16 protein-coding genes and 4 tRNA genes are annotated in these 18269 nt (G+C 60.0%); 12 read left to right on the forward strand and 8 right to left on the reverse strand.

Annotation, left to right across the window (positions count from 1 at the left end; genetic code table 11):
• Window positions 1-44: 44 nt before the first annotated feature.
• On the reverse strand, window positions 45-812 hold the full coding sequence (locus JOE33_RS21555) for a class III extradiol ring-cleavage dioxygenase (protein WP_187625742.1): 768 nt from the start codon (window positions 810-812) through the stop codon (window positions 45-47).
• A gap of 101 nt (window positions 813-913) precedes the next feature.
• Between JOE33_RS21555 and JOE33_RS21560 the strand changes: the two genes are divergently transcribed.
• Window positions 914-1570 carry a thiopurine S-methyltransferase gene (locus JOE33_RS21560; RefSeq protein WP_032612173.1) on the forward strand — a complete coding sequence of 219 codons (657 nt, stop codon included), beginning with the start codon at window positions 914-916 and terminating at the stop codon, window positions 1568-1570.
• Between the two features lie 211 nt (window positions 1571-1781).
• On the opposite strand, the gene htpX is transcribed toward JOE33_RS21560, so the two are convergent.
• Both htpX and JOE33_RS21570 read right to left on the reverse strand, forming a co-directional pair.
• Complete coding sequence (gene htpX, locus JOE33_RS21565) at window positions 1782-2669, reverse strand: protease HtpX (RefSeq protein WP_003369784.1); 888 nt, start codon at window positions 2667-2669, stop codon at window positions 1782-1784.
• A 265-nt stretch (window positions 2670-2934) separates the two neighbouring features.
• Window positions 2935-4146, reverse strand: coding sequence for a pyridoxal phosphate-dependent aminotransferase (locus JOE33_RS21570; protein WP_003314686.1), 1212 nt, complete (start codon window positions 4144-4146; stop codon window positions 2935-2937).
• 188 nt (window positions 4147-4334) lie between these two features.
• On the opposite strand from JOE33_RS21570, the gene msrB reads away from it, so the two are divergent.
• Both msrB and JOE33_RS21580 read left to right on the forward strand, forming a co-directional pair.
• Window positions 4335-4730, forward strand: coding sequence for a peptide-methionine (R)-S-oxide reductase MsrB (gene msrB / locus JOE33_RS21575; protein WP_122694966.1), 396 nt, complete (start codon window positions 4335-4337; stop codon window positions 4728-4730).
• Between the two features lie 75 nt (window positions 4731-4805).
• Complete coding sequence (locus JOE33_RS21580; RefSeq protein WP_122695015.1) at window positions 4806-5291, forward strand: glutathione peroxidase; 486 nt, start codon at window positions 4806-4808, stop codon at window positions 5289-5291.
• A gap of 3 nt (window positions 5292-5294) precedes the next feature.
• Here the strand turns inward: JOE33_RS21580 and JOE33_RS21585 are convergent, their stop codons facing one another.
• On the reverse strand, window positions 5295-7646 hold the full coding sequence (locus JOE33_RS21585) for an ATP-binding protein (protein ID WP_010436375.1): 2352 nt from the start codon (window positions 7644-7646) through the stop codon (window positions 5295-5297).
• Window positions 7647-7731: 85 nt separating this feature from the next.
• Between JOE33_RS21585 and JOE33_RS21590 the strand changes: the two genes are divergently transcribed.
• Both JOE33_RS21590 and JOE33_RS21595 read left to right on the forward strand, forming a co-directional pair.
• The gene (locus JOE33_RS21590; RefSeq protein ID WP_010436373.1) at window positions 7732-8622 is read left to right on the forward strand and encodes an ATP-binding protein; all 891 of its coding nucleotides are present in this window, start codon (window positions 7732-7734) and stop codon (window positions 8620-8622) included.
• A complete protein-coding gene (locus JOE33_RS21595; RefSeq protein ID WP_010436370.1) occupies window positions 8619-9101 on the forward strand; it encodes a GAF domain-containing protein in 483 nt (160 codons plus the stop codon). Before JOE33_RS21590 ends, JOE33_RS21595 begins: the two co-directional genes overlap by 4 nt.
• A gap of 54 nt (window positions 9102-9155) precedes the next feature.
• On the opposite strand, the gene JOE33_RS21600 is transcribed toward JOE33_RS21595, so the two are convergent.
• The gene (locus tag JOE33_RS21600) at window positions 9156-9914 is read right to left on the reverse strand and encodes a hypothetical protein (RefSeq protein WP_054081671.1); all 759 of its coding nucleotides are present in this window, start codon (window positions 9912-9914) and stop codon (window positions 9156-9158) included.
• Between the two features lie 304 nt (window positions 9915-10218).
• On the opposite strand from JOE33_RS21600, the gene JOE33_RS21605 reads away from it, so the two are divergent.
• From JOE33_RS21605 to JOE33_RS21620, 4 genes are all read left to right on the forward strand, one after another.
• Window positions 10219-10294 (forward strand) — tRNA-Glu (locus JOE33_RS21605).
• Window positions 10295-10296: 2 nt separating this feature from the next.
• Window positions 10297-10372, forward strand: a tRNA-Gly gene (locus JOE33_RS21610).
• Window positions 10373-10472: 100 nt separating this feature from the next.
• Window positions 10473-10548, forward strand: a tRNA-Glu gene (locus JOE33_RS21615).
• Window positions 10549-10552: 4 nt separating this feature from the next.
• Window positions 10553-10628 (forward strand) — tRNA-Gly (locus JOE33_RS21620).
• A gap of 111 nt (window positions 10629-10739) precedes the next feature.
• Here JOE33_RS21620 and JOE33_RS21625 read toward each other — a convergent pair.
• Entirely contained in the window at window positions 10740-11468 is a 729-nt protein-coding gene (locus tag JOE33_RS21625) for a pirin family protein (protein ID WP_187625741.1), read from the reverse strand.
• A gap of 184 nt (window positions 11469-11652) precedes the next feature.
• On the opposite strand from JOE33_RS21625, the gene JOE33_RS21630 reads away from it, so the two are divergent.
• The 3 genes from JOE33_RS21630 (at window position 11653) to JOE33_RS21640 (ending at window position 15980) form a co-directional block, all read left to right on the forward strand.
• A complete protein-coding gene (locus tag JOE33_RS21630) occupies window positions 11653-12561 on the forward strand; it encodes a LysR family transcriptional regulator (protein ID WP_187625740.1) in 909 nt (302 codons plus the stop codon).
• Window positions 12562-12678: 117 nt separating this feature from the next.
• Window positions 12679-13671 carry an ABC transporter substrate-binding protein gene (locus JOE33_RS21635; RefSeq protein ID WP_186005910.1) on the forward strand — a complete coding sequence of 331 codons (993 nt, stop codon included), beginning with the start codon at window positions 12679-12681 and terminating at the stop codon, window positions 13669-13671.
• 38 nt (window positions 13672-13709) lie between these two features.
• The gene (locus tag JOE33_RS21640) at window positions 13710-15980 is read left to right on the forward strand and encodes a molybdopterin guanine dinucleotide-containing S/N-oxide reductase (protein ID WP_187625739.1); all 2271 of its coding nucleotides are present in this window, start codon (window positions 13710-13712) and stop codon (window positions 15978-15980) included.
• Window positions 15981-15986: 6 nt separating this feature from the next.
• Here JOE33_RS21640 and JOE33_RS21645 read toward each other — a convergent pair whose 3' ends face one another.
• Both JOE33_RS21645 and JOE33_RS21650 read right to left on the reverse strand, forming a co-directional pair.
• Entirely contained in the window at window positions 15987-17180 is a 1194-nt protein-coding gene (locus JOE33_RS21645; protein WP_010429300.1) for an acyl-CoA dehydrogenase family protein, read from the reverse strand.
• A gap of 21 nt (window positions 17181-17201) precedes the next feature.
• Entirely contained in the window at window positions 17202-18188 is a 987-nt protein-coding gene (locus JOE33_RS21650) for an ABC transporter substrate-binding protein (RefSeq protein WP_010429297.1), read from the reverse strand.
• Window positions 18189-18269: the final 81 nt, after the last annotated feature.

Below are 18269 nucleotides of genomic sequence, written 5' to 3' on the forward strand. Positions count from 1 at the left end.
GGGATTTTTTTGCTTTGGATTCGGGCAAGTTGGCGCTACTGGCTTCACCCGAACCGGTAGATATCCATCCCGAGCGCGCCCATGGTGAAGCCTTGATAGGCAATGCCGAAGACACCGCCAGCGCCGCGTGCGAAATACAGCGGCAGCAAGTGTTCGTCACTCGGGTGCGCCCGGGCTGCATGAGGAGCGAGGCTGCGGTAGTGGTGCAGTGCGGCTTCATCGTCGTCTTGCAGCTTGTCGATCATCCAGTCACGAAACGCGGCGGCCCAAGGCTCGATACTCTCAGGGCCGGCGTTCCAGTCAAGGTCACGCAGGTTATGCGTGATGCTGCCTGAACCGATGATCAGCACACCCTGTTCGCGCAAACTGGCCAGTGCCCGGCCCACGCGGGTCTGCAATTCCGGCCCGTGGCGGCTGGGCAGCGAAACCTGCACCACCGGAATATCCGCGTCCGGGTACATCAGCGACAACGGCACCCAGACGCCGTGGTCGAAAGGGCGTCTGCTGTCGATGCGTGCAGGCAGGTCGCTGGCGGCAAGCAGTTCAACCACCGTGCGCGTCAGTTCCGGCAGCCCTTGCGCCGGGTACTGCACTGCGAACAATTCGGCTGGAAAACCGCCGAAATCATGCCATGTCTCGGGTTGTGGGTTGCCGTTGACGATCAGTTCGTGGCTTTCCCAATGGGCAGACACCATCACGATGGCGCGAGGCCGGGGCAGGCTGGCAGCCAACCGCTTCAAGGCAGGGCCGCTTTCGCCGGGCTCCAGCGCCAGCATGGGGGAGCCGTGGGAAATAAACAGGCTGGGGAACATTTAAAGCTCCAGAATAGAGGGATGACTCATAGTCGGTCATTTTTATGATCTAAATCTAATATAAGTTCTGGCGCTTTTTTATCGGATTTTCAGGAGGTTTCATGCAGGCGGATTTTTGGCTGCAGCGCTGGAGCGCCGGACAGATCGGCTTTCATCAGTCGGAGGTCAATCACGACCTGCGACAATCCTGGCCATTGCTGCAGGTCGCGCCAGGGGCGCGGGTTCTGGTGCCGTTATGCGGAAAGAGCCAGGACATGGGCTGGCTGATGCGGCAGGGGTACTACGTAGTGGGCTCCGAGCTGTCCGAGGCTGCAGTGGAGAGCTATTTCACCGAGCGTGGTGAGCAGCCGCACATCACCTTGCAGGGCGACTTCAAGGTCTACGCAGCGCCCGGCATTGAAATCTGGTGCGGTGATTTCTTCGCGCTGACTGCGCGCGATATCGGTCGTTGCGCGGCGTTTTACGACCGCGCTGCACTGATCGCCTTGCCAGCGGATATGCGCGAACGTTACGTGCAGCAGCTTGAAGCGCTGATGCCGCAGGCATGCAGCGGTTTGCTGATCACCCTGGAATACGATCAGAACCTGCTCGAAGGCCCGCCATTCTCCGTGCCATACACATGGTTGCAGAGCGTCATGCCAAGGAGCTGGAAGATCAAGAAGGTGGGCGGGCAGGATACGCTGCACAGCAGCCCCAAGGGGGTGAAGGCCGGATTGGAGCGTATGGATGAACACGTGTATGTGTTGGAGCGCCTGTAACTTTAAGAACGCAAGCCTCCCGCCCCCCGGATCAGTGACAGGGCGAATGAACCCGACGAAGTCGGGCCGGAAACGGAGCTGCGGGCTTTGCCTACTTTGGCCCCATCAAAGTAGGTCGCCGAGGGGCGAAAAGGTGACCTGAGTCGGACCTCATTTCACCTGACAAAGAAAAACCAGCGTCTCACGCGGAGCGTGGGGACGATCATGTGATTCAACCGCGGCGGCGCAAAGCCTCGATGCGTTGCTCCAGCGGCGGGTGGCTCATGAACAGGCCGGCGAGTCCCTTCTTGAGGCCGGCGTTGATGCCGAAGGCGGTCAGACTGTCGGGCATGTTCACCGGTACGCCCTGTTCGGAACGCAGGCGTTGCAGCGCGCCGATCATTGCGCCCGTACCCGCCAGTCGTGCACCGGCATCGTCAGCGCGGAATTCGCGTTTGCGCGAGAACCACATGACGATGGCGCTGGCCAGAAAGCCCAGTACCAGCTCGGCGAAGATCGTCGTGATGTAGTAAGCGATGCCCTGACCGTTTTCAGTCTTGAAGATCACCTTGTCGACAAAGTTGCCGATGATGCGGGCGAAGAACATCACGAAGGTGTTCACTACACCCTGTACCAGCGCCAGCGTCACCATGTCACCGTTGGCAACGTGGCCGATCTCGTGCGCCAGTACGGCTTTCACCTCATCCGGCGAAAATCGCTCGAGCAGGCCCTGGCTGACCGCAACCAAGGCATCGTTCTTGTTCCAGCCCGTGGCGAACGCGTTGGCTTCGTACGCCGGGAAAATACCAACCTCCGGCATCTTGATGCCCGCGTCGCGGGACAGTTGTTCGACGGTCTGCAGCAACCATTGCTCATGGCGAGTGCGAGGCTGACTGATGATCTGAGTACCGGTGCTCATCTTCGCCATCCACTTGGAGATGAATAGCGAGAACAGCGAGCCCGCGAAACCGAACACAGCGCAGAAAACCAGCAGCTGATTGAGGTTCAGATCAACCCCGTTGGCCGCCATGAACCCATTGAAGCCAAAAAGGCTCAGGGTGATGCTGGCAATCAGCACGACCGCAAGGTTAGTGGCCAAAAACAGCAAAATGCGCATCATGGTCGAAACGTTCTCCTCAGGTAAATATGTAACTCGATGCCGGGTATATAAGGTGATGCTTGCTGCTATTCAACAGAGGGACTATTTCAAACTGTGTCCTCTTGTCGTAATCAATGGTAATCCCGCAAGGCTGAACGGCGCCTGAGCCAGAGTGGTCGATGCCTGAAGCGTTTGCGGCAGGGCATTCACGCTGTTTCGGGCAGGCAGAAATAAACTGCCCCGAGCGGGTCGGGGCAGAGAGGTCAGGCGAGAGGGCGGTGACTGTTTACTGGCGATAACCCTTCAGGAAATTACCGATGCGGCCAATGGCCTGCTCCAGTTCATCGACGCGCGGCAGGGTCACGACGCGGAAGTGATCAGGGTACGGCCAGTTGAACGCTGTGCCCTGGACCACCAGCAGCTTTTCGGAAAGCAGCAGATCGAGGACGAACTTCTCGTCGTTGAGGATCGGGCAGACCTTCGGGTCGATGCGCGGGAACGCGTACAGCGCGCCCATCGGCTTCACGCAGCTGACACCGGGAATGTCGTTGAGCAGCTCCCAGGTGCGGTTGCGCTGTTCCAGCAGACGACCAGGAGGAAGAATCAGGTCGTTGATGCTCTGATAGCCGCCCAGCGCGGTCTGGATGGCGTGCTGACTCGGTACGTTGGCACACAGGCGCATGTTGGCCAGAATGTCGATGCCTTCGATATAGCTCTGCGCATTGTGTTTCGGCCCGGAAATGGCGATCCAGCCGGAGCGGAAGCCTGCGACCCGATACGACTTGGACAGGCCGTTGAAGGTCAGGCACAGCAGGTCCGGTGCCAGCGAGGCGGTGCAGATGTGCACAGCGTCGTCATACAGGATCTTGTCGTAGATTTCGTCGGAGAACACCACCAGATTATGCTGGCGAGCCAGCTCCAGCATGCCCAGCAATACTTCGCGCGAGTACACCGCACCGGTCGGGTTGTTCGGGTTGATGATGACCATGGCCTTGGTGTTCGGGGTGATCTTGGCCTTGATGTCTTCAAGATCCGGCCACCAGTTGGCCTGCTCGTCGCACAGATAATGCACCGGGCTGCCACCGGACAAGGCGACGGCAGCAGTCCACAGTGGGTAGTCGGGGGCCGGAACCAGCACTTCGTCGCCATTGTTGAGCAGCGCCTGCATGGACATCACGATCAGCTCGGACACGCCGTTGCCCAGGTAGATGTCTTCGATGCCGACGCCTTCGACCTGCTTCTGCTGGTAATACTGCATCACCGCCTTGCGGGCGCTGAACAGGCCCTTGGAGTCGCTGTAGCCCTGCGCAGTCGGCAAGTTGCGGATCACATCCTGCAGGATTTCGTCCGGCGCCTCGAAACCAAACGGTGCCGGGTTGCCGATGTTCAGCTTGAGGATGCGATGGCCTTCCTCTTCCAGGCGTTTGGCGTGCTTGAGCACCGGCCCGCGAATGTCATAGCAGACGTTTGCGAGCTTGTTCGATTTGTTGAACTGCATGGTGATGATCCCGAAAATGGACGAGCTGTCGCCGGCTTGCAATGAAGGTCGCTACATTCGCCATGAAAATGGGTTTGTGTACGACAAACGCGGGTGCCAGACTGACGTCTGACCTGGCGCAATGATACGTGCCACCTGATCTGCGGAAAAGGTACAGATCAGGGTTTTTCGAATTCGGAGGTGTACCTGTGGACAAGTTGCAGAAAACGCTGGAAGAGTGGAAACAGATGCTCGACCCGGAGCAGTACAACGTCTGCCGTCTGAAAGGCACCGAACGGCCGTTTTCCGGTAAGTACAACGAAACAAAGACAGAGGGCGTCTATCACTGCATCTGCTGCAATGAGCCGCTGTTCGATTCCAAGACCAAGTTTGATTCAGGCTGCGGCTGGCCCAGCTTCTATGCGCCGCTTGAGGGCAGCGCGGTGGTCGAGGTTCGCGACATGAGCCACGGCATGATTCGTACCGAAGTGGTCTGCGCCAAGTGCGATGCGCACCTGGGCCACGTGTTCCCGGATGGACCGCCACCCACCGGGCTGCGTTATTGCATTAATTCGGTCTGCCTGGATCTGGTGCCGCGCGCTTAGGCCCTGTGCAGATCCTGGGCTCTGTGCAAATTCAACCACCGCTCTGTTCCAATACAAGTATCGAGGCCTCCTTTGATAATTGAAAACCTGCTGAGCATCCCGGTCACGACGATCAAGGGCGAACAGAAAACCCTCGCCGATTTCTCCGGCAAGGCCTTGCTGGTGGTCAATACCGCCAGCAAGTGTGGCTTTACTCCTCAATACAAGGGGCTGGAGAAGCTCTGGCAGGACTACCGGGATCAGGGCTTGGTGGTGCTGGGTTTTCCCTGCAACCAGTTCGGCAAGCAGGAGCCAGGCGACGAGGGGGCGATTTCCGGGTTTTGCGAGCTCAACTACGGCGTCAGCTTCCCGTTGTTCAGAAAGATCGATGTGAACGGCGAGCAGGCCCATCCGCTGTTCGTGCAGCTCAAGCAGCAGGCTCCGGGATTGTTGGGTACGGAGCGCATCAAGTGGAATTTCACCAAGTTCCTGATTGGCAAGGATGGCCGGTTGGTCAAGCGTTTTGCGCCATTGACCAAGCCCGAGGAACTGACGGGCGAAATCGAAGCGCTGTTGCGCTAAGCCTCAATCGATACCGGTGATGGGTATCCACTGATCCAGAATGCTGATCAGCTCGGCGCGCCGGAACGGCTTGGCCAGATAGTCATTCATGCCCGCCGCCTTGCAGCGCTCGCGTTCATCGGGCATGGCGTTGGCGGTAAGGGCAACGATCGGCAGATTCGGCCAGCGGCCACTGCTGCGGATCTGGCGGCTGGCCTCATAGCCGTCCATGACCGGCATGTTGCAGTCCATCAATACCAGGTCGAAATGGCCTTGCTCCAGTTGTTCCAGGGCTTCGCCGCCATGGCTGCTGATGATCACTTCGCAACCCAGTTTGCCGAGGATGCCCTTGGCGACCAGTTGATTGACCGGGTTATCCTCCACCAGTAACACCCGCGCCAGACGTGGTGCGCTGTGCTCGAGCGTCTGTGTATCCTTGAGGCCGGTTTCTTCCTGACCCAATATGCGCCGCAGCGTGTGGTAAAGCGCGTTGCGCGCCAGTGGCCGGGCCTGCTGTTGCAGCGGGGCCAGGGCGGCAACCTGTTCGCCGGGCATGAAGTTGCCATAGGCGGTCACCAGCAGGATCGGCACGGGCGTCGTGGGGCGAATCGCAAACAGGCATTCGGGACAGTCGGTAATGACCAGATCCGGGCTGCTGTCGAGGTCCACTGTTTCCGGGCGATCGTCGATGCTGCGTCGTTTCAGATCGACGCCCCAGAACGGCAGCAGACTGCCAAGCAGTTCCACCAGGCCGCTGCCTGCCGAACTGACCACGGTCACCCGGCCCTTGAGCGGGGTCTGGGTGACCGCGGGCACGTGCACCGGCAGCGGCAGTTCGGCGCAGAACTGGCTGCCGAAACCGGACTGCGACTGGATGCTCAGCGTGCCATTCATGGCCTCGCAGAGGTTGTTGGTCAGTGCCAGGCCCAGTCCGGTGCCGCCGTACTGACGGGTGATGGCGGTTTCAGCCTGGGTGAACGGCTGGAAGATTCGGGTCTGTGCGTCCTGCGCAATTCCGATGCCGGTATCGCGGACTTCGATGCGCACCCGGTTTTCACCGGAGCCGGCGTCCCGATGATGAGTCAGACGCACATCCACACGCCCGAAACGGGTGAACTTCAAGGCGTTGGACAGCAGGTTGCTGACGATCTGTCGCACTCGGGTCGGGTCGCCGGTGACCATGGCCGGAAAGTCCGGTGCGATCAGGCACGTCAGTTCCACGCTGGGCGCTGCATTCTGCGACAGCAGATTGGCGGTGTCCTCGATCAACATCCCCAGGTCAAAAGGAATGCGCTCGATCTCCAGGTGACCGGCATCGAACTTGGACATGTCGAGAATATCGTTGAGCAGCTCGACCAGCACCTTACCGGAGTCGTGGGCGATCATCAGTTGCTGGCGCTGTTCGGCACTCAGCGGGCTGTCCAGCGACAGCGCCAGCATGCCCAGCAGGCCGTTGAGCGGTGTCCGAATCTCGTGGCTCATGTGTGCCAGAAACGCCGAGCGTGCATGAGCCATGTCCAGCGCCGTACTGCGTGCTATCTGCAGTTCCTCATTGGACTCGCGCAGGCGCAGGTTGCTGGCCTTGAGCTCGTTGGTGCGTGCCGAGACGATGTTTTCCAGTTCGTTGAGGTGGTCGGTCAGCCGGTCCTCGGCTGCGCGTCGTCTGGAAAACTCGCTGCTCATGCTTTCAAACTGACGGTTGAACGTCTCGACCAGTACGCCGATTTCATCCTGGGCATGGTAGGGCGGGCAGGTTATTTTGCCCTGGTCAGGGTTGCGCGGATCGCGACTGCTCAGCTCGCGGATCACCCTCACCAGAGGCTTGGTCAGGGTCGCGTAAAACAGAATGGTCAGAATGCCGGCCAGCGCCAGGCTGCGGACGAAGCCGTTGAGCAGGGTGATTTCAGCGCGTTGCAGAAAATGGCTGCCGAACGCGAAGGTGTCCACGGTCAGGTACAGCGTGCCGATGGTTTCATTGGGCAGATGATTGAGGTGCAGTTTTTCCTGAAACTGCCGGCTTTCGCCGAACAGCCAGTCGCTGAACACCCGATAACGCCCGGTGGCCATGGGGCGCTCGACGCTGGAGAGCACAGCGTCGTTGTTGTCGGTAAGCCTGGCGCTGACCACGGCAGGTGAGCGCAGCAGGCCGAGTGTGAGTTCCTGGGCCAGCTCGGAGTCAATGTTGTAGGCGATGCGCGACGCCGGGTTCTGGATGATTTCCAGCAGAGACTTGATTTCACGATTGATGGAAGCGTCTTCGCTGGCATAATCGATCGCAATCTGGAACAGGCTCAGCAAGGTCCCCAGCACGAAGCCGATCGATACAGCCAGGCGCGCCTGCTTGAACGACAGCCTGTTTTTGAGCGATATATCCATGAGTACTGCCACTTCTGGTGCCCGGTGCCGGCCAAGCATAGCTGATCGGCACTGCTGACTAATCAGTTAAATATAAGGAGATCCCGTGGATTCTCGGTTGGATGCTTTTCTGCAGCGCGCCGACGCCGTGCTGGCCCGACTGGAGCCGTTGCTGCCAGCGCTGCGCGAGCCGGTCGACTGGTCGCAGGCACTGGCCGCGCGCTGGGTGCAAGAAGGCCGCAACGGTTATCTGATGCCGCTGCAAGTGAGCCTGGATACACGCCTGACCGATCTGATCGGCGTCGACCTGCAGCGCGATCAGCTGGGCCGCAATACTCGTCAGTTCATCGACGGGCTGCCTGCCAACCATGCCTTGCTGTGGGGTTCGCGCGGCACTGGCAAGTCGTCCTTGATACGCGCTCTGCTGGCCGAGTACGCCCCGGCCGGTCTGCGTCTGATCGAGATCGAACGCGATCACCTGGGCGACTTGCCGCGTGTGGTCGAGCAACTGCACAAGCTGCCGCAGCGCTTTGTGCTGTTCTGCGATGACCTGTCGTTCGAGTCGGGCGAGGGCGATTATCGCGTGCTCAAAAGTGTGCTTGATGGCTCGCTGGAGCAGGCGCCGGACAACGTGCTGCTGTATGCGACCTCCAATCGTCGTCACCTGGTGCCCGAGAAGGAAAGTGACAACGTCGACTGGAAGCACGTTGACGGCGAACTGCATCCCAGTGAGGCCGTCGAAGACAAGATCGCCTTGTCTGACCGGTTCGGACTATGGCTGTCGTTCTATCCGTTCACTCAGGAACATTATCTGAACGTGGTCGAGCACTGGATCACGCAATTGGCGCAAAAAGCCGGATTGCAGTGGCAGCGCGACGAAAATCTGGAGAAAGCCGCGATTCGCTGGGCAACCGCGCGCGGCAATCGCAATGGCCGCTGTGCCTATCAATTTGCACGTTACTGGGTAGGACTTGAATTGTTGGAGCAACACACATGATTGATTTGCAAAACACCGGGGCGGGCCTGGACGGCTACGGCCTGCTGACTGCCCAGCTGCAAGCACTGCTGGCCGACGAGCGCGATTTCATCGCCAATGCGGCGCAGTTTTCGGCGTTTCTCTATACCCAGCTCGACGATCTGAACTGGGCGGGCTTTTACCTCAATCGCAATGAAGAACTGGTGCTGGGGCCGTTTCAAGGGCAGATCGCCTGCGTACGCATTCCTTTCGGCCGCGGCGTTTGCGGGGCGGCCGCGCAGAGTCGGCAAACCCAGCGCGTTCAGGACGTCCACGAGTTTCCCGGACACATTGCCTGCGACAGCGCATCGAACAGCGAGTTGGTGGTGCCATTGATCAAGGAGGGGCGTCTGATCGGGGTGCTGGACCTGGACAGTCCAAGTGTGGGGCGTTTCAACGAAGAGGATCAGGCAGGGATTGAGCGTCTTGCGGCTATCTTCCTGGCATCGACAGACTGCTGAGCCAGTTAGCCTGCCGCTGCCCGGAGCACAATTCCGGCAGCGGCGGGTCGGTCATCAATCGTAGATGACTTTCTTTTTCCATTCCGATTCGGTGTCGTCCTGCTTCAGGCCTTCGGTCAGTGCGTTGTCGTCGTCTTCGGTCGGTGCGGTATTGGTCAACACCACCGAATTGGCACGGGCCAGTTGTTTTTCCATCGCCAGCAGTTGCTGCTGATAAGTGACCGGGTCCGGCTGGTTGCGCAAATACTGTACGCCGCGTTCGAATGCCAGACGTGCCTGACCCGGTTGATCCTGCGAAAGTGCGGTCTGGCCAAGGTTGTTGAAGAATTCGATGTGCAGATTGACCAGAATCGTACGGATTTCACGGATCCAGTGTTTCGCCTCGCTGGTCTGCAGAAAACCGTCATGCGCAGCGCGAGTCACCTGACCGTGCAGGGCTTCCAGCAGAAAGCGCACGTCCTTGGCCTTGGCTTCGGTCTGGATCGGTGTGACCGGGTTGGGTATATCGATGCCTTCGCCTTTGGCAATCTGCTGTTCCAGTTCGCCGATGCGATGCTTGAGCTGAGCGTTGCCTTTCTCCATGTTCAGCATGCGCTGCACGACGTTCAGCTCCAGTCGTGTCAGCAACAGCTTCAAGGCGGGGGACATCAACTGGCCCGGGAATACTTCGGTGATCTCGCTGCAGCGACGCAGGCGATCCCCGAGTTCGACCTTGGTACGAGCCTTTTCCAGTTTGCCGTTTTCAGCGACGTGATTCAGGTAGCCGATCGCGATGAGCAGTGCGATACCTGCTACTACCATCAGCGTGATCATGAGTGGAGTCACTGTGCAAACCTCATTTGTTCAATTAGTTTTAGTGCGAGTGTAGTGGCTAAGCACTACTGCGCATAGATGTCCCTCTCGGAGTTTGTCGGCATCTCTTCTATATAGATTAGGAGAGATTCGTCAGTCGGGCGCCCGGCGACAGTCGGTCAGCGTCCGAACGGCAGCGAAGTTATTGATTTCAATAAATTTTCACATGGGGGTTGACGACCCCTCAATCCATCCATAGAATGCGCGCCACTTACAGCGTAAAGCACACAGCGTAGCGCAAATAAGTAGTGAATGTTGTACGTGTGTCCCCTTCGTCTAGTGGCCTAGGACACCGCCCTTTCACGGCGGTAACAGGGGTTCGAGTCCCCTAGGGGACGCCATTGCGGGAATAGCTCAGTTGGTAGAGCACGACCTTGCCAAGGTCGGGGTCGCGAGTTCGAGTCTCGTTTCCCGCTCCAATTTTAAGCAGCTTTGCCTCAGGGCAGGGTTGAGTGAAACCAGAACACGTCTTCGGATGATGTCTGGAACTGAAACACACACCATTGTGTTTCAGGCAGTGTCCCCTTCGTCTAGTGGCCTAGGACACCGCCCTTTCACGGCGGTAACAGGGGTTCGAGTCCCCTAGGGGACGCCATATTGCGGGAATAGCTCAGTTGGTAGAGCACGACCTTGCCAAGGTCGGGGTCGCGAGTTCGAGTCTCGTTTCCCGCTCCAAATTCACAAAAATGCCGCTCAACAGAGCGGCGTTTTTGTTTGTGCGTTTTAACGTCAGATGTTTTAACGTCATGTAAAAGAACGCCGCTTTAAAGGCGGCGTTTTTTCATCTCAGGCTCTGGGCATCTGCGGCAATTCATTTGGCCGCATGTCGAACACCAACACCTCTGCGTCAACCCCTACGCTCAGGCTCAGAGTCTGTTCGTCGCGTACACGCACGCCATCCCCTTCACCCAGTTGCTCGCCATTAAGCATCACACTGCCACGGGCAACGTGCACATAGGCATAGCGGTTGGCTGCCAGCTCCAGGGTCGCGGTTTCATCGCCATCGAACAGGCCGGCATACACGCGAGCGTCCTGGCGCACCTTGAGCGCGCCGTTCTCGCCTTCTGGCGAGATGATCAACTGCAGGCGACCGCGTTTCTGCTCGGGGCTGAAATGCTTCTCCTGGTAGTTGGGCGTCGCGCCTGCAACATTTGGCACGATCCAGATCTGCAGAAAATGCACACCCTCGATGTGCGAGTGGTTGAACTCGCTATGTGCCACGCCGGTGCCCGCGCTCATCAACTGCACGTCGCCGGGACGGATCACCGAGCCGGTGCCCAGCGTATCCTTGTGCTCCAGCGCGCCTTCCAACACGTAGGAAAAAATCTCCATGTCCCGATGCGGGTGCTGGCCGAAACCTTTGCCGGCACTGACGCGGTCGTCGTTGATCACCAGCAGGTCGGAAAAGCCCTGTTCCTGCGGGTTACGGTAGCCGGCAAAGGAAAAGGTGTGAAAGGATTTCAACCAGCCATGGTCGGCTGCACCACGATCAGAGGCTTTGCGAAGAGTCAGCATGATTCTTTCTCCATCTATCGACGCTGCACATTCAGCAATCGATCACGTAGGAAGAAGAGTACGGCTTATCGACTGTCGCAATAAGTAGCTGAAATATGAATGACTGTCTCTCTGAGGTTGACAGTAGGCCGCGCTACGTTACGCTCTGCCGAACGCCATTCAGCGCTTGATCAGGTCGCAACACATGAACCCTTTTGAAGACATGCGGATGTTCTGCCAGGTGATGGAGTCCGGCAGCCTGACCGCTGCGTCCGACAAGCTGGGCCTGTCCAAACAGTTTGTCAGTCGTCGTCTGATGCAACTGGAGGAGCGGCTGGGCGTACGCCTGCTCAACCGTTCGACGCGACGTCTGGACGTCACGCCGTTGGGTCAGAGTTACTACGAATCGGCCCTGCGTCTGCTGGCCGAGCTGGAGCAGGTGGAGCAGGGGATCACCGGGCAAAACCACGAACCGCGCGGCACCCTGCGCGTAAGTGCGCCGCTGTCGTTTGCCTTTACCCACCTGGCCTGCCTGCTGCCGCTGTTTTTGCAGCGCTATCGCGACGTGGCAGTAGAAGTCGATCTGAGTGATCGTCCGGTGGACGTGATCAGTGAAGGTTACGACCTGGTACTGCGTATCGGCGTGCTTGAAGACTCCAGCCTGATCGCCCGGCGCATTGCCTCGATCGACCGGGTGTACTGCGCCAGTCCGGTGTACCTGGCCGAGCGCGGCATACCGCAAAAACCCGAAGACCTGCACGCCCACGATTGCCTGCCCTATGGCCACAGCCGTCAAGCGCAGTGGCGTTTCCAACGGCAGGACAAGCCGTTGACCCTCAATGTCAGCGGGCGCATGCGTGCCAATAATGGCGAGCTGCTGAGGGAGTCGGCGATTGCCGGTTTGGGCATCACCTATTTGCCGACCTTTATTGTCGGTGCCGCGCTGCGCGACGGCAGCCTGGTGCGGGTGCTGGACAACCTGCGTCCCGAGCCACTGACGCTGTCAGCGGTTTATCCGCAACACCGTCAGGCCTCGCGACCGGTGCAGGCATTCATCGAGTTCCTGCGCGAGCGTCTGGAATCGGGTATTGAGCTGAATGATCCGCAAGCTTGAAGCAAGCTGATGATCACCCTATTTATGATTAATTTGCATCTTAGGCTAGAACAAAAATGAATTTAGCTAATTTTTACCCGGGTGTTAGGGTCGTTGCCGATCATTTCGATTTGCCCGATGCCTGTGGAGAACATACCTGTGCCAACGACCCTCATCCGCTGGAGCCAACGCTTGCTGAAGGGGCTGGTGCTGAGCCTTGTGGCCTCGCTCGATATCCAGTCGGCCAATCTGATCGTCGGCGATCAGAGCTACAGCGCCCGCACCGTGATGGAAGCCGCCGGGGTGCTCAAAGATTTGCCTTACGAACTTGAATGGAAGCAGTTCACTGCAGGCTCGCCGGTCGCCGAGGCCTTGAACGTCGGCAGCCTGGATATTGGCTTGCTAGGCGATTCGCCTGCGCTGTTCATGGGCGCGCTGGGGGCTCCGATCAAGGTCATCGGTGTGTCGCGACAGAACCTCGACGGCGTTGCCATCGTTGTGCGCAAGGACTCGCCGATCAAGACCGTGGCGGATCTGGCGGGCAAGAAGGTCGCCATCTGGAAAGGTTCGTTCAGCCAGCAACTGATGCTCACCGCACTGGACAAGGCTGGTGTCGCACGCGATGCCGTTGACTATCGCTACCTCAGCGCACTGGATTCCTCCCATGCGCTGGACGGCGGTTCGGTGGATGCGATTGCCACCTGGGAACCCTACGTCACCCAGCAGGAACGACAGGGTGCGCGGATTATCGCGACTGCCGAGGGCCTGATTCCAGCGCAAAGCTTCATCGTCGCCAACGATCAGGCCATCAAGGACAAGCGTGCGCAGATCAGCGATTTCCTGCAGCGCCTGCAGGCCGCCCGCGCCTGGTCGGTCAGTGATCCGCAGCACAATGAACGCTACGCCAACGCCTGGTCCGCGCTGACCAAGGCCGATGCCGAGGTAGCACGGCGCTGGTTTTCCCGTGCTCAGGTGGTAGTCGTGCCGATCACTGCGCAAGTGGTGGCTGGTGCGCAGCAAACCATCGATTTTTTCAACAACGCGGGGCTGACCAAGCGTTATCCTGCTGCCAGCGTGTTTGACGAGTCGTTCAGTGCAGCGCTGGCCGATCAGGCGCAGGCAGCGCGCTGACCGAGCGCCTGCCACTGTGCTATCCGGGAGCCTTCACCATGAGTTTCACATCATTGCACTGGGGCGCTTACCGCCCACAGGTCAAGGACGGCAAGCTGACCGGACTTTTGCCAGCAGAATGGGACAAGGATCCGTCTCCGATCGGCGATTCGGTTGCCGGCGCCATTACCTCGCCGACTCGCATCACGCGCCCGGCGATACGCCGCAGTTTTCTTCAGCAAGCCGGTGGACGACCCGATCTGCGTGGTCAGGAGCCGTTCATCGAGGTTTCCTGGGAGGTCGCCCTGGATCTGGTCGCCAGCGAGTTGCAGCGAGTCCGGCACGAGCATGGCAATCAGGCGATCTTCGGTGGTAGCTACGGCTGGGGCAGCGCGGGGCGTTTTCATCACGCGCAAAGCCAGCTGCATCGCTTCCTCAACTGCATTGGCGGTTATGTGTTCAGCACCGACAGCTACAGCCTGGGTGCCGGGCGGGTGCTGATGCCGCACATCGTCGGCAACATGGACTGGCTGTTGGCGGCACATACCTCCTGGAAAAACCTCGCCGAGCATTGCGAGCTGTTCGTCGCGTTCGGCGGCTTGCCCGCCAAGAATGCGCAGACCAGCCCCGGTGGTGCCAGCGACCATCTGCTGGTCGATGCGCTGCAACGCATGTCCGACGCGGGCGTGCAGTTCGTCAACGTCAGCCCGCTGCGTGACGATCTGGTTGGCCCGACGCATAACCAGTGGCTGGCGGTACGTCCCGGCAGCGACACGGCGTTGATGATGGCGCTGTCCTGGGTACTGATCAGCGAAGGGTTGTACAACGAGGATTTCGTCCAGCGCTATACCTTGGGCTATGCGCGTTTTCGCGATTATCTGCTGGGCCACACTGATGGCCAGCCGAAAGACCCGCGCTGGGCCGAGGCGCTGACCGATATTCCTGCGCAGCAGATTGTCGAGCTGGCACGGCGCATGGCCAGCAAGCGCACCATGATCAACGTCGCCTATTCATTGCAGCGTTCGCTGCACGGTGAGCAACCGTTCTGGATGACGGTGACCCTGGCCGCGCTGTTGGGCCAGATCGGTTTGCCCGGTGCCGGTTTTGGCCTGGGTTACGGCTGCATGAACAACACCGGCAGTGGCCGCAAGGCGTTCTCGGGGCCACGCTTTTCCCAGGGTGGCAACCCGGTCAAGGACTTCATTCCGGTCGCGCGGGTCACGGATATGCTGCTCAATCCCGGCACACCCTTCGATTACAACGGACAACAGCACACGTACCCGGACATTCGCCTGGTGTACTGGGCGGGTGGCAATATCTTTCACCACCATCAGGATCTCAATCGGCTGCTGGAGGCGTGGCAGCGGCCGCAAACCATCATCGTCCACGAGCAGTTCTGGACCGCCCAGGCACGCTATGCCGACATCGTGCTGCCGGCCACCACGGCCCTTGAGCGCAATGACATTGGCAGTTCGGCCTCCGACCGTTTCATGATCGCCATGCAGCAGGCGATCGAGCCCGTGGGAGAGTCGCGTGACGACTACTCGATTCTGGCCGCGCTGGCCGAGCGGCTGGGTGTGGCCCAGGCGTTTACCGAAGGTCGGGATGCCCGGGAATGGCTGCGCTTTATCTATGACGAGTCTCGGCAGCGGGCCGAAACGTTTGGCATCACCCTGCCGGATTTCGAGCAGTTCTGGCGTGACGGTGTACTGGAAATAGACTATCCGCACACCGACAACGTACTGCTTGAATCCTTTCGCCATGACCCTGACGCGCATCCGCTGCCGACGCCGTCCGGACGCATCGAAATTTTCTCCGAACGCATTGCAGGCTTTGGCTATGCCGATTGTCCCGGTCACCCGGTGTGGCTGGAGAAGCCTGTGCCGACCCACGCGCTGCACCTACTGTCCAACCAGCCGAAAACCCGTCTGCACAGCCAGTACGACCACGGCAGTTACAGTCGCTCCTCGAAAATTCAGGCGCGCGAGCCGCTGACCCTCAACCCGCTAGATGCTCGCGCACGCGGACTGGTCGATGGCGATGTGGTCAAGGTTTTCAACGAGCGGGGCGCGTTTCTGGCCGGGGTGATCGTGTCGGATGGCATTCGTCCCGGCGTAGTGCAGATAGCCACCGGAGCCTGGTTCGATCCGCTGGTGCATGGCGAGCGAGGCAGCCTGGAAAAACACGGCAACCCGAATGTGATCACCGAAGATGTGGGCGCCTCCAGCCTGTCGCAGGGCTGTGCAGCGCAGACGGCAACGGTGGAGATCGTCAAATGGGATCAGGACCTGCCGCCGGTGACGGCGTTCGAACCGCCGTCATTGCTCTGACGCGTCTTATTGGTCTTTGCTGCGTGCCGCAAACGCCGCCTTGCCCACGCCCGCCAGCACCGCGTCATTCTGTGGGGTATGCACCCGGCCGCACAGGACGTTGCGGTAGTGGCGCTGCAACGGGTTGCTGCGTGACAGTCCTGGATTTCCCGAGGCCTCGATGGCCAGTTCCACCGCGCGGATGGCGTTGCCGGTCACCAGGTATTTGATCTGCCCGGCGTGCTGGGCAGGTGTGTGCCCGTGGGCAGCCGAGTGCAGCAGGCTGCGATTGGCGAACAGCAGGGTATCGATCTGCCCGACGGTTTCCTGAAAGCGCGGCAGGGTCGACAGCGCGGCGCCGAGGTTGGAGGGCGTGCGCTGTTCCAGCCAGTGCACCAGCCAGTCGCGGGCGGATTGAGCGATGCCGTCGTAGACCGACGACAGCAGCACCGACATCCACAGCAGGCCCGATCCATCCAGTTCGGATTGCGGGGCGCTCCACGGGCTGACGCTGACGGCGTGATCGAGTGGCACCAGCACGTTGTCGAATCTGACTTCGTGGCTGCTGGTCGCGCGCATGCCCAGATGGTCCCAGTCCTCAATGATGGTGATGCCCGGCGTGTCCTTGTGGACCAGCCAGCTGCCCACCAGCGGATCATCGTCATCGCTGCGTGCCCACACGGCAAACCAGGTCAGACCATGGCTGCCTGTGGAGTAGATCTTGCTGCCGCTGATGCGCCAGCCTTGAGCGGTGCGGCGCGCGATGGTGCCTGGCAGGCCGCCGCGCGCAGGTGTTCCCAGATCGGGCTCCACGCGCAGGGCGTTGATCAACGCGCCCTCACGCACGGCCTGTTCGGCCACCTGTACGCGCAGATGGCTTGGCCAGTTGCGGTTCTCCTGCAGGCGTGAATGCTGCAGGTATTGCATGACCAAAATCAGCGCCGTCGACGGCTCTCCTCTGGCCACCGCGCTGATCACCTGCCGGGCTCGGGGCAGATCGGCACCGCCGCCGCCCAGTTCGGTCGGAACGGTCAGGCCAAGCAGGCCGTGAGCGTGCAGCAGCTGGAAGTTGGCGTGGGGGAATTGCGCGCTGACGTCGTATTGCTCGGCGGTTTCGGCCAGTGCGGCGGTCAGTTCCGCCAGCCGTTTGCCGAAGTCCTCGGCGGGCTCGGGCGCGTCATGCAGCTGGCGCGGAGTAGGGCGCAGGGTCGAGAGTGTCATGCGGGGTCCTTTTCGCAGCGTTTATTGAGCGGCGGCCTGCGCGATCTGCGCGCGCGAAGTGTTGAAGCTTTTGTCGAAGCCTGTCGAAACGTCGATCCTTTTGCTCAGAATGCCTTCGGCCAAGTAAGTGTCGGCAGTGTTTTGCAGGCCCTGGACGATCTGATCGTCAATCGGCGTGCGTTGCATTTTCGTCGCCTTGGCCACTGCGAGGTGCACCGCCAGGGGCAGGCCGGTAACTTTCGCCTGGGCCGCCGCGTACTCCTCGGGATGGGCGTTGGACCAATTGAAAGCGCGCTCGACGCGGGCAACGAAATCATCCAGTTGTGCGCGCTTGCCTTCGATGGCCTCGCTGGTTGCGGCAAGGTAGAGGTGGTTGCTCAGCAGCTCACTGCCGCTGACCAGTACTCGCGCGTCGCTTTGCGTGATGGAGATCGTGGTGTAAGGGTCCCAGGTTGCCCACGCATCGGCATCGCCACTGTCCAGCAGCAGACGCGACTCGCTGGGCAGCAGATTGATGAAGGTGACATCACTGGTTTTCAGCCCGGCCTCATGCAAGGCGCGGATCGCCAGGTAGTGGCCGATGGAGCCGCGGCCGGTGACGATGCGCTTGCCCTTGAGATCGGCAACGGTCTTGATCGGCGAGTCTTTCGGCACCAGCACCGCAGTGGTGAAGCGGCCCTGGGCGTGGGTGATGCTGACCACTTTCAAGGGTGCACCCGCCCCTAGAGCGAATACATAGGGCGCATCACCCAGCGCACCGATATCCACCGCGCCCGCATTCAGCGCCTCCCCCAGGGGTGCCGCTGCGGGAAACTCGGAAAACTGAATCTCGTAAGGCACGTCCTTGAGCTCGCCGGAAACCTGCAGCAGGGTTTTCAGCAGCGACTTCTGATTGGCGACCCGCAGCGGCGCCTGCTCGGCAGCCACTCCCTGACCTGCCAACACACTGAGCAGTGCGCCCAGCAGCAGGGTTTTAAACGGCAGGGTGGATTTGAAAAAAGGCAGCATTGAGGTGTTTCTCCATTGAGTTGATTGGTCGGTCAGATGCCCATCGTTCCTCACGCAGAGCATTGGCACGATGGTCATTCA

The sequence above is a fragment of the Pseudomonas sp. PvP027 genome (genome assembly GCF_017833005.1).
GTDB lineage: Bacteria > Pseudomonadota > Gammaproteobacteria > Pseudomonadales > Pseudomonadaceae > Aquipseudomonas > Aquipseudomonas congelans.